Raw genomic sequence first — 13,792 nt, 5'->3', positions numbered from 1 at the left:
TGCGCATTCCCCCGAAATTTTTGAAAGTGTTTTTGTCGCGCTCCGCTCGACCGGGACTTATGCATCGCCTTTAATTGGCGCACAATTCATGAATAGTGTTCGACCGTTCAGGGAATGGAGCAGCCAGTGGCGGAAACGTCGAAAGCCGAAGGCGGGCGCCTGACGACCCATGTCCTCGACACAGCGGCCGGCAAACCGGCGGCCGGTCTGTCGATCGAGCTCTATCATCTTGACGGGCAGGCCCGGACGCATCTGAAAACCGTTGTCACCAATGAGGACGGCCGCTGCGATGCTCCTCTGCTTGCCGGCGCGGAATTCCGCACCGGCGAATACGAGCTGGTCTTTGCGGCCGGCGATTATCTGCGCGGGCAAGGGACAAAACTGCCGGAACCGGCCTTCCTCGACCACGTGCCGATCCGCTTCGGTATGGCCGAGCCGATGCACTATCATGTGCCGCTGCTTCTGTCGCCGTACGGCTATTCGACCTACCGGGGAAGCTGAGATGGCCGAGATCAAGACACGCAACGAAATCCGCTTCATCCTCAATGGCGAGGACGTCGCGCTCGGCGCGGTTGCACCCGACCAGACCCTGCTCGACTGGCTGCGGCTCGACCGCTCGCTGCGCGGCACCAAGGAAGGCTGCGCCGAGGGCGACTGCGGCGCCTGCACGGTGCTGGTCGGCAGGCTCTCGGCCGGCAGACTGGTCTATGAAAGCGTCAATGCCTGCATCCGCTTCCTTGGCTCGCTAGACGGCACGCATGTCGTGACCGTCGAGCATCTGCGCGGCGGCGCAGGAAAGCTGCACCCCGTGCAGCAGGCGATGGTCGATTTCCACGGCTCGCAATGCGGCTTCTGCACGCCGGGATTCGTCATGTCGCTTTATGCGCTGTGGATGCGGTCGCCGGAGCCGTCGGACGCGGCAATAGAAAAGGCGCTGCAAGGCAATCTCTGCCGCTGCACCGGCTACGAGGCGATCATGCGCGCCGCGCGTGCCATCTCAAGCTACGGCAAGGCGGCGAAGGATCCGCTGGCGGCGGAGCGCAAGGCAGTTACGGCCAAGCTCGAAGCGATGAAGGACGGTTCGCGCATCGAGATCGGCTCCGGCAACAAGCGGCTGATCGTGCCGGCCAATGCCGACGATCTGGCCAGCGTGCTGGTCAAGGAGCCGGGCGCCACCATCGTCGCGGGTTCGACCGATGTCGGCCTTTGGGTGACCAAGCACATGCGCGATATTGCGCCGGTGATTTTCATCGGCAATCTCGATGGTCTGTGCGGGATTTCCGAGGACAAGGGCGTCATCTCGATCGGCGCCGGTGTCACCTATAGCGAGGCCTTCTCGACACTGGCGAAACGCATCCCGGCGCTGGGCCCGCTGTTCGATCGCATCGGCGGCGATCAGGTGCGCAACATGGGCACCATCGGCGGCAATATCGCCAACGGTTCGCCGATCGGCGACACGCCGCCGCCGCTGATCGCACTCGGTGCCCGCCTGACGCTGCGCCGCGGCGACAAGCGGCGGACGATCCCGCTGGAGGATTTCTTCATCGCTTATGGCCGACAGGACCGGCAGCCCGGCGAATTCGTCGAGGCCGTGCATGTCCCGGTGCCGGCCGGCGAGACGAAATTTGCCGCCTACAAGATCACCAAGCGCCGCGACGAAGACATCACAGCAGCGCTGGGCGCGTTTTTCCTGAAGCTCGCCGAGGATGGCACGGTGGCGGATGTGCGCATCGCCTATGGCGGCATGGCGGCAACGCCGAAGCGCGCCTTTGGCGTCGAAAAGGCATTGCTGGGCAGGCCCTGGACGGAAGCGACGGTCGAGGCGGCGATGGCCGCGTACGCCGGCGATTTCACCCCGCTGACCGACATGCGGGCAAGCGCCGAATACCGGGCGCTGGCGGCACGCAACCTGCTGCTGCGCTTCTTTGCCGAAACCACCGGCACCCGGGCGCCGATCCAGGTATCACGGCACGAGGCGGCATGATGAACAAGCACGCCACGCCAAACCTGAAGGCGCAAAAAATCGCCGGCGGCGTCGCCACTGACCAGCGCCATGATTCCGCGCACAAGCATGTCAGTGGCACGGCCGTTTACATCGACGACATGCCGGAACCGGCCGGCACGCTGCACGGCTGCCTTGGGCTTTCGACGGCGACGCATGCCACCATCACCAGCATGGATCTTTCGGCGGTACGCGCCGCACCCGGCGTCGTCGATGTGCTGACGGCGAGCGACGTGCCAGGCGAGAACGACATTTCGCCGACCGGCCGTCACGACGAGCCGGTGCTGGCCGACGGCAAGGTGCAATTTTTCGGTCAGCCGATCTTCTGTGTCATCGCTGAAACCCGCGAGCAGGCGCGCCGCGCGACAAGGCTGGCCAAGGTCGAATACGAGGAATTGCCGTTCGTCGCCGATATCGGCGAGCTCAATCCCGGGAAAGACAAGCTGGTCACGCCGCCGCTGACGCTGAAGCGCGGTGACGCAGCGGCTGCGATCAATGCGGCGCCGCGCCGGCTGAAGGGAAAAATGCGCATTGGCGGCCAGGAGCATTTCTATCTCGAAGGCCATATCGCCGTGGCCATCCCTGGCGAGGACCACGACGTCACCATCTATTCCTCGACCCAGCACCCGAGCGAAATCCAGCACATGGTCAGCCATGCGCTCGGTGTTGCGAGCCACGCCGTGACGGTGGAAATCCGCCGGATGGGCGGCGCTTTCGGCGGTAAGGAAACGCAAGGCAATCAGTTTGCGGCATTGGCCGCTATCGCCGCGAAGAAACATCATCGGGCCGTGAAAATCCGGCCCGACCGCGACGACGACATGATAGCCACCGGCAAACGCCACGATTTCCTCGTCGACTACGAGGTCGGCTTCGACGACGAGGGCAATATTCTGGGCGTAGATTTCATGTTCGCGGCGCGCTGCGGCTTCTCGGCCGACCTCTCCGGCCCGGTCACCGACCGCGCGCTGTTCCATTGCGACAACACCTATTTCTGGCCGGCGGTGCACGCGCAATCGGCGCCGCTTTACACCAATACGGTATCGAACACCGCCTTTCGCGGCTTCGGCGGCCCGCAAGGCATGGTCGGCGCCGAGCGCGTCATCGACGAAGTCGCGTTTGCCGTCGGCAAGGACCCGCTCGAAATCCGCAAGAAGAACTTCTACGGCACCTCAGACCGCAACATCACGCCCTACCACCAGACGGTCGAGGACAACATCATCCACCGCATAGTCGCCGAGCTGGAGGCGAGTTCCAATTATGCGAGGCGCCGCCGCACCATCGATGCTTTCAATGCCAACAGCCGCTTCATCAAGCGCGGACTGGCGCTGACGCCGGTCAAGTTCGGCATCTCGTTCACCGCCACCCATTACAACCAGGCCGGCGCGCTGGTGCATGTCTATACCGACGGTTCGGTGCATCTGAACCACGGCGGGACCGAGATGGGGCAGGGCCTCTATGTCAAGGTGGCGCAGGTTGTGGCGGAAGAGTTCCAGATCGACCTCGATCAGGTCAAGATCACCGCGACGACGACCGGCAAGGTGCCGAATACCTCGGCCACCGCCGCGTCTTCCGGCTCCGATCTCAACGGCATGGCGGCGCAGAATGCCGCCCGCCAGATCAAGGACCGGTTGACCAATTTTGCCGTCGAGAAATACCAGGTGCCGCGCGACCAGGTGCTGTTCCTGCCCAACCGCGTGCGCATCGGCAACCAGGAAATCGCCTTCGCCGATCTCGTCAGGCAGGCCTATATGGCGCGCATCCAGCTTTCGGCGGCGGGTTTCTACAAGACGCCGAAAATCCATTGGGACCGCGACAAGGGCGAGGGTCGTCCCTTCTACTATTTCGCCTATGGCGCCGCGTGCTCGGAAGTCTCTGTCGACACGCTGACCGGCGAATATATCGTCGAGCGCACCGACATCCTGCACGAAACCGGCCGCTCGCTGAACCGCGCCATCGACCTCGGCCAGATCGAGGGCGGCTTCATCCAGGGCATGGGCTGGCTTACAACGGAGGAACTGTGGTGGGACGACAAGGGGCGGCTGCGCACCCATGCGCCATCGACCTACAAGATCCCGCTCGCGTCGGACCGGCCGAAGATTTTTAATGTGACTTTGGCCGACTGGGCGCAAGCAGGCGAACCGACGGTGTACCGCTCCAAGGCGGTCGGCGAGCCGCCCTTTCCGCTCGCAATGTCGGTGCTGCATGCGCTGTCGGACGCAGTGGCGAGCGTTGCCGGCCACAAGATCTGCCCACGCCTCGACCCGCCGGCCACGCCGGAGCGTGTGCTGATGGCGATCGAACGGCTGAAGCGGGAAACCAAGACCGGCGCTTGAACCCCGGAAAACGTGCAATTCAGGCCGAAAAACTCTATATTTCCCGATCGGGAACACGAATGACGAACGCGAAAGTGCAGAGCCTGAAAGCCTTTCTTGCCGGCGCCGGCCGGGTCGCCTTAGTTGAGGTGGCCGGAACAAAAGGTTCGACGCCGCGCGAGACGGGTGCCTTCATGCTCGTCTCAGGATCGGCCACTTTCGGCACGGTCGGCGGCGGCCAGCTCGAATACATGGCGATCGACAAAGCGCGGCAGATGCTTTTCTCCCCCGTTGAGGGGGAGATGGCCACGGAGCGGCCAGAGGGGGTCGTCTCAGAAGGCACCGCCGGTGCGTCGAGCACTGCCGCAGCGACCCCACCCGGCGGCTTCGCCGCCACCCTCCCCTCAAGGGGGAGGGGTACCCTCGACATCGCGCTCGGCCCGGAGATCGGGCAGTGCTGCGGCGGCAGGGTCGAGCTGCTGATCCAGCTGGTCGACCCCGCGCTTGAAGCCAAGCTGGTTGCGGCGGCGGAAGCCGAGGAAGCGCAGCTACCGCATGTCTACATCCTCGGCGGCGGCCATGTCGGCCAAGCGCTGGCCTCGGCGATGGCCTTGCTGCCGGTGCATATCGTCGTTGTCGAGACGCGAGCCGAGGCGCTCAAAGGCATGCCGGAAGCAGTCGAAACCAAGCTGACGCCGATGCCTGAGGCGATGGTGCGCGAAGCCCCGGCTGGATCGGCCTTCGTCGTCCTCACCCATGACCATGCGCTGGACTTCCTGATCGTTGCCGAGGCTCTGAAACGCCGGGATGCCGCCTATGTCGGCATGATCGGCTCCAGAACCAAGAAGGCGACGTTCCGGAACTGGTTCCTGAAATCGGCGGACGGAAGCGAGGCGGAATTTGCCCGCCTCGTCTCGCCGATCGGCGGCGATGCCGTTAAGGACAAGCGCCCGCAGGTGATCGCCGCACTCGCCGTAGCCGAGATTATGACGGCGTTGGCCGGCCATGCGGCGGCACCGTCCGCTCAGTCCAAAGCCCCTCGCCGCAAGGCGATGGCCGGCTGACGTTTTGGCTATTCCTTCTCCTGCGTGTGCGCCTCAAGGAACCACAGCAATTTGTCGAGCGAGCGTGAATAGGCGGTGAAGATGTCGGCGGTGTCGGCATCGCCCGCGCCAGCCGCCTCGTCGATCGCCGCGCGTGCCCGCTTGGCGGTTGCGGCATAGCGGTCGATCAGCGCCGCCAGATGATCCCGGGTCTTGTGGATGTCGGTCGGATAGGCCTCGAGCATAGTCGCCTTCGACACCTCTTGCGATGTGCCGAGCGCCGTCCCGCCGAGTTGTACGGCGCGCTCGGCGATGGTGTCGACATGGCCGTCGATCTCCTCGCGGAACGTGTCGAGCATCTCGTGGATGGCGATGAATTGCGGTCCCTTGACGTTCCAGTGCGCCTGCTTGGTGATCAAGGCCAGATCGATGGCGTCGGCGAGGCGGGCATTGAGAAGATCGATACACTCTTTCTTGGCATTGGATTGCAGGTCGTTGCGGGTGGCGATGGCATCCATGATCGGCTCCTGTGGCGGTTGCGTCCGCTTGGTTTTAAAAGGGCGAAGTTTGTGGAAGGTCAATCGAACATGCGCGCAGACGCCCTCATCGCCGCGCGGCACAGCATCCCAAACGGCGATCTCCGACTTTCGTTCCGCTCGTCGTTTACGGCGGCCTTTTCAAGCCCAGATGGTCGCGCAGCGTGCTGCCTTCATAATCCGTACGGAACAGCCCGCGCCGCTGCAGCTCCGGCACGACTAGTGTGGCAAAGGCATCGAATTGGCCGGGAAAATAGGATGGCATGACGTTGAAACCGTCTGCCGCGCCGCCCTCGAAGCGTGCCTCGAGCTCGTCGGCGATCTGGGCGGGCGTTCCGACGACGCGCCAATGGCCGCGCGCGCCGGCGAAATGACGGGCAAGCTGGCGAATGGACAGCTTGTCGCGGCGTGATTGCTCGATGACGAGCGCCTGCCGGCTCTGCATGCCTTCGCTGGCCGGCAGTTCGGGCAGCGGTCCGTCGATGGGATAGCGCGCGAGATCGGATATGCTGAGATAGCTGGAAAGCAGCGCGACACCGACATCGTCCGGTATCAGCTCCTGCAGTTCATCATGTTTTGCCCGGGCTTCCGCTTCGCTTGCCGCGACGACCGGCGCGATGCCGGGCATGATCTTGACGTCCTCCGGCTCGCGCCCATGAGCCGCCAGCCCTCCCTTGAGGTCGTCGTAGAAGGCCTTTGCCTCCTCGAATGTTTGCGCCGCAGTGAACACCACATCGGCGGTCCGGGCGGCGAGATCGCGGCCCTCATCCGACGCTCCCGCCTGGACCATAACCGGTGCACCTTGTGGCGAGCGCGGCAGATCGAGCGGGTCACGCGCCGAAAAACTTCTGCCTTCGTGTCCACCCTGGCCTTGCCAAAGGCCAGCAACCACGGCAGCGAATTCGCGCGCGCGTTCGTAGCGGTCCGCATGTGGGCGCAGTCCGGTCGAGCCGAAATTGGCGGCCTCGATCTGGCTGGCCGAAGTGACAAGGTTCCAGCCGGTTCGGCCGCCGCTCAGATGGTCGAGCGACAGGAAGGTTCGCGCCAGCCCGTAAGGCTCGTTATAGCTCGTCGACGCCGTTGAGACGAGGCCGATGCGCTCCGTCTGCACCGCGAGCGCCGCAAGCAGGCTGATCGGCTCGAAGCCGATCGAGCGCGACGTTTGGCTGGCGATGTTGACATTGGCCTCGCGCACGCCGGCGGCGTCCTCGCAGAAGATCATGTCGAACTTTGCCGCTTCCGCCGTCCGCGCCAGCTGGATGTAATGATCGATGTCGATGCCGGCCGTGACATGCGCCTGCGGATGGCGCCAGGCGGCGATGTGGTGGCCTGTCGCCCACAGGAAGGCGCCGAGCTTCATCTGGCCCCGACCGGCGCTCATTGCCGATCCTCCCCTGCAAGCCCGAGATGGGCGCGCAGTTTCGTCGTGCTGTAGCCGGACCGGACAAGGCCGCGGCGGCGAAGCTCCGGCAGCACGAGACCGACGAAATCGTCGAGCGCCGATGTGAACGGCATGGCGATGTTGAAACCGTCGCAGGCTTTCGAGCGAAAGCACCCTTCGAGCCTGTCCGCAAACAGGTCCGGCGCGGCGGTTGTTTCGGCGCTGCCGGTAACGTTCATCAGCACTTTCAGCGCCTCCGGCCTGCGCCCGAAAGTAAGCGCACGGCGCTTCAGATCGCCAGCCTTCGCCGGCTCGATCGATGGCTCATCCAGCAAGACGACATCGGCGGTGCGGGCGGCAATATCCATGGCGGGCTCGGACAGGCCGGACATGACCAGCACCGGCGTGTCCTGCGGCGACCGCGCTACGTTGAGCGGCCCGCGCACGGAAAAATATTCCCCCTTGTGGTTGAGAAGGTGCATCTTCTCGGGATCGAAGAAGCGGCCGGCAACTTTGTCGAACAGCAGCGCGTCTGCGTCCCAGCCTTTCCACAAACCTTGCACGATGCCGATGAATTCCTCTGCGCGCAGGCGGAAATCGTCGCCGGAAAAGCCTTCCGGCCGGCTGAAATTGGCCGCCTCGCGCGGTTCGGGCGTCATGCTCGCGTTCCAGCCGGCGCGACCATGGCTGATAATATCGAGCGAGGCGAAACGACGCGCGAGATTGTAGGGCTGGTGGGCGACCGTCGACGCTGCCGCGACGAGGCCGATCCTGCTTGTCACCGTAGCCAGCGCTGCCAGCAAGGTCGTCGCTTCGAAGCGCATTTGCCGGTTCGGCCCACCTGCAACCGGCGCGGAATCGCCGAGCAACACCATGTCCAGGCCGGCCGCTTCGGCTTCTTGCACGAACCGCGCCAGCAGACTGAAGTCCGGGCCGGCGCCGGGCGGATGGGAAGGGGCGGCTTCCGGAGACAGTGAAACGGCGAGACACATTGTGGCGCCGTCGGCCATCGCTTTTCCCTGTTGAGCGAGATTCCTTGGGAATTATCTCGTCGGCTGGACGGAAAGCAACCGGCCAGCCGGCGATCATTTGCCGGCCAGAATATCCCGGATCAGCCGCTGGCAGCGCTCGGCCATGAAATCGAGCAGCAGCCGCACCTTCGGATCCTGCAGCTTTTTGTGTGGGTAGACGGCGGCAAACTGCACCGGCGTCGGCGGCGTGTTGCTCAGGATCACCTTCAGCCGCTGGTCGCGGATAAACGGCTCGACCTCGAAGCGCGGCTTGTTGATGATGCCGCGGCCGGACAGCGCCCAGCCGGTCAGCACGTCGCCATCATCGGTATCGTAAGGGCCGTGCACCTCGAACTTTTGCGGGCCGTTCGGCGTCTGCAGAGTCCAGACATATTCACGCGCGCCGGAATAGCGCAGCATCAGGCAATCGTGTTTCTTGCCGATCAATTCCTGCGGCTCGCTCGGCTCGCCGCGCACTTCCAGATATTGCGGGGCCGCTACCAGCACGCGCTCGCATTCCATAATGCCGCGCATCCTGAGGCTGGAATCCTCGATGATGCCCAGCCGGAAGGCAACGTCGATGCCTTCCTTCATGATATCGACATTGTGATCGGAAAGCCGGAGTCGTACCTCGATATCGGGATACCTGTCGTGGAAATCCGGGATGCCGGATGCTACCAGCCGCCGCCCGAGGCCGAGCGGCGCTGTCACCTTTATGGTGCCGCGCGGCTGGCCGGATAACGCGCTGACCGCCGCTTCCGCCTCGGTGACCGCATCCAGCACCTGCTTGGCGCCGGAGTAGAACACCGTGCCGTGCTCGGTCGGCATCAATTGCCGCGTTGTGCGGTTGAACAGCCTGACGCCAAGATGCTTCTCGAGCTCCTTGATCCGGTTGGAAGCGACCGCCGGCGAAATGCGCATGTCGCGCCCAGCCGCCGACAAATTGCCGAGCTCGACGACACGGACGAAAACGGCGATGTTATCGAGATAGGCCATGCGGCTTTCGTGGCTCTCATGTGGCTGCGTATGATCAGCCTAGTATTTTCCAATTTTTTTTGAAAGTCATCGCGCGTCTCGGCCCTTTTCGTTTGCGCTCCAACCCGTAAAGTCAGCCGATCGGCAGGGACGAGTTTTCATGATGGATTTCGCGATATTCTGGGATTGGCTGAGTTTCGCCGTGCGCTGGCTGCACGTCGTCACCGGTATCGCCTGGATTGGATCGTCCTTTTATTTCGTCGCGCTCGACCTCGGGCTGCGCCAGCGTCCGGGCATGCCTGCCGGAGCCTTCGGCGAGGAATGGCAGGTGCATGGCGGCGGCTTCTACCACGTGCAGAAATACCTGGTGGCGCCGGCCGAAATGCCCGAGCACCTGACCTGGTTCAAATGGGAATCCTACGCCACCTGGCTGTCGGGCTTCGCCATGCTGTGCATCGTCTACTATGCCGGGGCGGACCTGTTCCTGATCGATCCGAATGTGCTTGCCATGTCGGTGCCTGCAGGCATCTTGCTGTCGCTGGCGACGATCGGCGTCGGCTGGGTGGTTTACGATCTCTTGTGCCGTTCACCGCTTGGCAACAGCGACACCGGCCTGATGCTGGTGCTCTACGGCGTGCTGGTGTTCATCGCCTGGGGGCTGACCCACCTGTTCACCGGCCGCGCCGCCTTTCTGCATCTCGGCGCAATCACCGCGACGATCATGTCGGCCAACGTTTTCATGGTCATCATCCCCAACCAGAAGATCGTCGTCGCCGACCTGATCGCCGGCCGTAAGCCCGATCCGAAATACGGCAAGATCGCCAAACAGCGCTCGCTGCACAACAACTACCTGACGCTGCCGGTTTTGTTCCTGATGCTGTCGAACCATTATCCGCTGGCGTTCGGCACAGAGTTCAACTGGGTCATTGCCTCGCTGGTGTTCATCATCGGCGTGCTGATCCGGCACTATTTCAACACCAGGCATGCGCGCAAAGGCAATCCGACCTGGACCTGGCTGGCCGCCGCCGTCCTGTTCGTCGTCATCATCTGGCTGTCGACGGCACCGAAGCTGCTGACCGGCGAGGTCAAAACGTCCTCGGCGGCACAGGTTTACGTCGCCTCGGCGCATTTTCCCGCCGTGCGTGATTCGGTGCTTGGCCGCTGTTCGATGTGCCATGCGGCGGAGCCGTCCTACGAGGGCATTTACCACGCGCCCAAGGGCGTGATGCTCGATACCGATGCCGGTATCGCCGAGCACGCCGGCGAGATCTACCTGCAGGCCGGACGCAGCCACGCCATGCCGCCCGCCAACGTCACCCAGATCACCGACAAGGAACGGGCACTGCTGGTAGCCTGGTTCGAAGGCGCGGGGAAATAGCATGACCAGCACGCTCCTGCGCGGCCGCACGCTGTCGTTTTTGCGCTGGCCAGAAACTATCGACGACCATTCCGCCTGGCGCTACGAGCAAGATGGCGGCCTGCTGATGCGCGACGGAAGGATCGTTGCCGCTGGCACCTATGCCGAGGTCGAGAGAAAGGCGGGCGAGGGAACAAAAAAGATCGACCATAGGCCACATCTGCTGCTGCCCGGGTTCATCGATGCGCACGCGCATTTTCCGCAGATGCAGGTCATCGCTTCCTTCGGCGCCGAGCTGCTCGACTGGCTGAACACCTACACCTTTCCGGAAGAGACCAAATTCCAGAACGCCCAGCATGGCCGCCGTATCGCCAGGCTGTTCCTGGATGAAGTGTTGCGCCACGGCACGACGACTGTCGCAGCCTATTGCTCGGTGCACAAGGAATCTGCCGAAGCGTTCTTTGCCGAGTCGTATGACCGCAACATGCTCAACATCGCCGGCAAGGTGATGATGGACCGCAACGCGCCGGAAGGCGTGCTCGACACGCCGCAATCGGGTTATGACGACAGCAAGGCGCTGATCGAGGAGTGGCACGGCAAGGGGCGCCAGCACTATGCCATCACCCCGCGCTTCGCCATCACCTCGTCGCCCGAGCAATTGGAGATGGCGGGCGCGCTCTGCCGCGAATATCCTGATCTGCACATGCAGACACATTTGTCGGAAAACCATGCCGAGATCGCCTTCACGCAGCAGCTTCATCCGCAGGCGCGCGACTATACCGATGTCTATGAGCATTACGGGCTGCTCCGCCGAAGAAGCCTGTTCGGCCATTGCATCCATCTCTCGGAACGCGAGGCGGACGCACTTTCCGATAGCGGCTCGGTGGCGGTGTTCTGCCCGACCTCCAACCTGTTTCTCGGCTCGGGCCTTTTCGATTATCAGCGCTATCGCCGCCGCGAGAAGCCGCTTCGCATCGCCGCCGCCACCGATGTCGGCGGTGGCACCAACTATTCGATGCTGCGCACCATGGACGAGGGCTACAAGGTGATCGCGCTGAACGGCGAGAAGCTCAATCCGTTCCAGTCGTTCTGGCAATTGACCCGCGGCAATGCCGAGGCGCTGTCGCTTGCGGAAAAGATCGGCACCCTCGAGGAAGGCAGCGACGCAGATATCGTCGTGCTCGACGCCCGCGCCACGCCGGCGATGCGGCTGCGGGTGGAGACGGCGGACACGCTCGCCGAGGAATTGTTTCTGCTGCAGACGCTCGGCGACGACCGCGCCGTGCGCGAGGTCTATGTCGCCGGCCGCGCGGCCAAGACGGACATGGCGGTTTAGCTGTCGCATGCGACCGGCTTGACCGTGCGGCAGCCATCCGGCAAAGCGTGCGGCGAAGTTGACAGGGGAACGACATGGCCGTTGCGGACGACATCGCTCTGATCAAGAAACAGGAAGCCACGCTTGTCTTTTCGGGCTTCGATGAAGCCGTCGCTTTCGAGATCGGCTCGGCGATCCGCGACCGGGCTCTCAAGGAAAACCTGCCGATCATCGTCGATATCAGAACCTTCGACCGGCCGCTGTTCTATGCGGCGATGCCCGGCTCGAACGCTTCCAATCCGGATTGGGCGCGGCGCAAGATCAACGTGGTGCGGCGGTTCCTGAAAAGCACCTACCGCATGGTGCTGGAGCAGCAGCGCCCCGACCGCAGCTTCAAGCCAGGCGAGGGACTGGATATTGCCGACTACGTGCTGGCCGGCGGCGGCTTTCCCATCTCTGTCAAGGGCGCCGGCGTCATCGGCGTGATCGCCGTCTCCGGCCTGCCGGAGCGTGAGGACCATGGCGTGGTCGTCGATGCGCTGTGTGAGCATCTCCGCATCGACGCGCGCGAGCTGGCATTGCCGGCGGAAGCAAAATGACAGAGGTAGACCCCAAGTCCTTTCTCATTTCGATCTTCAACGCCGCCGTTGCCGCCGCCGATCCCCAGAGGACGATCAAGGATCATCTGCCGGCAAGGCCGAAGGGCCGCACGGTCGTCATCGGTGCAGGAAAAGGCTCGGCGCAGATGGCGGCGGCTTTCGAGAAAGTGTGGGACGGGCCGATCGAAGGGCTGGTCGTCACCCGCTACGGCTATGGCGCGACCTGCCGGCGCATCGAGATCATCGAGGCGGCGCATCCGGTGCCGGATGCCGCAGGGCTCGAAGCTTCCCGGCGGCTGCTCGAAAAAGTCCAGGGACTGACTGCGGACGACCTCGTCGTGGCGCTCATTTCGGGCGGCGGCTCGGCGCTGCTGCCGTCACCTGCCGAAGGCTTGACGCTGGCCGACGAGATCGCCGTCAGCGAGGCGCTGCTCGCCTCCGGCGCGCCGATCGCCGCGATGAACACCATCCGCAAACATCTTTCCACGATCAAGGGCGGCAGGCTGGCGGCCGCCGCATATCCAGCCAAGGTGGTCTCGCTGGTTGTTTCTGACATTCCGGGCGACGATCCGGCTCTGGTCGCTTCTGGTCCGACCGTACCGGATATAGGCAGTCGTAAGGACGCATTGGCGTCGATCGCTGCCTATGGCATGAACCTGCCGGTTTCGGTCATGGCGCATATCAATTCGCCGGCGGCCGATGCGCCACGACCGGACGACCCGCGTTTTATCCGCAACGAGGTGCATCTGATCGCTTCCGCCGGCGTCTCGCTGGAAGCCGCAGCGGCCGAAGCGAAGCGCCAAGGCATTCAGGCGGTCATTCTCTCCGATTCCATCGAGGGCGAAGCGCGTGAGGTCGGCGGCGTCCACGCCGCGATCGCGCGCGAAGTGGCGACGCGCAACCGGCCGTTTGCAAAGCCGGTTCTGATCCTGTCCGGCGGCGAGACGACTGTGACCTTGCGCGCAAAAGGCAAAGGCGGCCGCAACTCGGAATTCCTGCTCGCCTTCGCCATTGGCATCAGCGGCATGGTCGGCGTGCACGCACTGGCCGCCGACACCGACGGCATAGACGGTTCGGAAGACAATGCCGGCGCCTTCGCCGACGGCTCGACGGTGTCGCGGATGCGTAAGGCGGGCGTCGATGCCAAGGCCATGCTTGCCGGCAACAACGCCTGGACGGCATTCAATGTCGTAGATGACCTTTTCGTATCCGGTCCGACCGGCACAAACGTCAACGATTTCCGGGCGATATTGATCAAATAG

At 63.7% G+C, this 13,792-nt stretch carries 12 protein-coding genes; 8 read left to right on the top strand and 4 right to left on the bottom strand.

Annotated features, from left to right (window positions below; genetic code table 11):
- Positions 1–126 precede the first annotated feature (126 nt).
- The 4 genes from uraH to xdhC are packed head-to-tail and all read left to right on the top strand — an operon-like array spanning position 127 to position 5,378.
- Positions 127–501 (top strand): hydroxyisourate hydrolase, encoded by a 375-nt coding sequence (gene uraH, locus NKI79_RS07005; RefSeq protein ID WP_352800673.1) that lies wholly within the window; start codon positions 127–129, stop codon positions 499–501.
- Between the two features lies 1 nt (position 502).
- Complete coding sequence (gene xdhA / locus NKI79_RS07000; RefSeq protein ID WP_352480064.1) at positions 503–1,984, top strand: xanthine dehydrogenase small subunit; 1,482 nt, start codon at positions 503–505, stop codon at positions 1,982–1,984.
- Positions 1,984–4,335: a xanthine dehydrogenase molybdopterin binding subunit gene (gene xdhB, locus NKI79_RS06995; protein ID WP_352801069.1), complete on the top strand. Its 2,352-nt coding sequence runs from the start codon at positions 1,984–1,986 to the stop codon at positions 4,333–4,335. The genes xdhA and xdhB overlap by 1 nt, the downstream gene beginning before the upstream one ends.
- Positions 4,336–4,394: 59 nt before the next feature.
- Positions 4,395–5,378: a xanthine dehydrogenase accessory protein XdhC gene (xdhC, locus tag NKI79_RS06990; RefSeq protein WP_352800671.1), complete on the top strand. Its 984-nt coding sequence runs from the start codon at positions 4,395–4,397 to the stop codon at positions 5,376–5,378.
- A gap of 8 nt (positions 5,379–5,386) precedes the next feature.
- Here the strand turns inward: xdhC and dps are convergent, their stop codons facing one another.
- The 4 genes from dps to NKI79_RS06970 form a co-directional block, all read right to left on the bottom strand.
- Positions 5,387–5,875: a DNA starvation/stationary phase protection protein Dps gene (dps, locus tag NKI79_RS06985; protein ID WP_023676226.1), complete on the bottom strand. Its 489-nt coding sequence runs from the start codon at positions 5,873–5,875 to the stop codon at positions 5,387–5,389.
- 145 nt (positions 5,876–6,020) lie between these two features.
- Positions 6,021–7,274 carry an LLM class flavin-dependent oxidoreductase gene (locus tag NKI79_RS06980; protein WP_352800669.1) on the bottom strand — a complete coding sequence of 418 codons (1,254 nt, stop codon included), beginning with the start codon at positions 7,272–7,274 and terminating at the stop codon, positions 6,021–6,023.
- Complete coding sequence (locus NKI79_RS06975; RefSeq protein ID WP_352800667.1) at positions 7,271–8,284, bottom strand: LLM class flavin-dependent oxidoreductase; 1,014 nt, start codon at positions 8,282–8,284, stop codon at positions 7,271–7,273. The genes NKI79_RS06980 and NKI79_RS06975 overlap by 4 nt, the downstream gene beginning before the upstream one ends.
- Before the next feature lie 75 nt (positions 8,285–8,359).
- A complete protein-coding gene (locus NKI79_RS06970) occupies positions 8,360–9,280 on the bottom strand; it encodes a LysR family transcriptional regulator (protein ID WP_352800665.1) in 921 nt (306 codons plus the stop codon).
- A gap of 139 nt (positions 9,281–9,419) precedes the next feature.
- Here NKI79_RS06970 and NKI79_RS06965 point away from each other — a divergent pair, with 139 nt between their 5' ends.
- The 4 genes from NKI79_RS06965 (at position 9,420) to NKI79_RS06950 (ending at position 13,792) form a co-directional block, all read left to right on the top strand.
- Entirely contained in the window at positions 9,420–10,637 is a 1,218-nt protein-coding gene (locus NKI79_RS06965) for a urate hydroxylase PuuD (protein ID WP_352800663.1), read from the top strand.
- 1 nt (position 10,638) lies between these two features.
- Positions 10,639–11,952 (top strand): guanine deaminase, encoded by a 1,314-nt coding sequence (gene guaD, locus NKI79_RS06960; RefSeq protein WP_352800661.1) that lies wholly within the window; start codon positions 10,639–10,641, stop codon positions 11,950–11,952.
- A gap of 74 nt (positions 11,953–12,026) precedes the next feature.
- On the top strand, positions 12,027–12,530 hold the full coding sequence (locus NKI79_RS06955; RefSeq protein ID WP_352800659.1) for a heme-degrading domain-containing protein: 504 nt from the start codon (positions 12,027–12,029) through the stop codon (positions 12,528–12,530).
- Positions 12,527–13,792 carry a glycerate kinase type-2 family protein gene (locus NKI79_RS06950; protein WP_352800657.1) on the top strand — a complete coding sequence of 422 codons (1,266 nt, stop codon included), beginning with the start codon at positions 12,527–12,529 and terminating at the stop codon, positions 13,790–13,792. The genes NKI79_RS06955 and NKI79_RS06950 overlap by 4 nt, the downstream gene beginning before the upstream one ends.

This window comes from Mesorhizobium sp. M0340, assembly GCF_040321535.1.
GTDB lineage: Bacteria > Pseudomonadota > Alphaproteobacteria > Rhizobiales > Rhizobiaceae > Mesorhizobium.
Note: the sequence above shows the minus strand (reverse complement) of the source record. Positions and strands in the feature narration are given on the sequence as shown.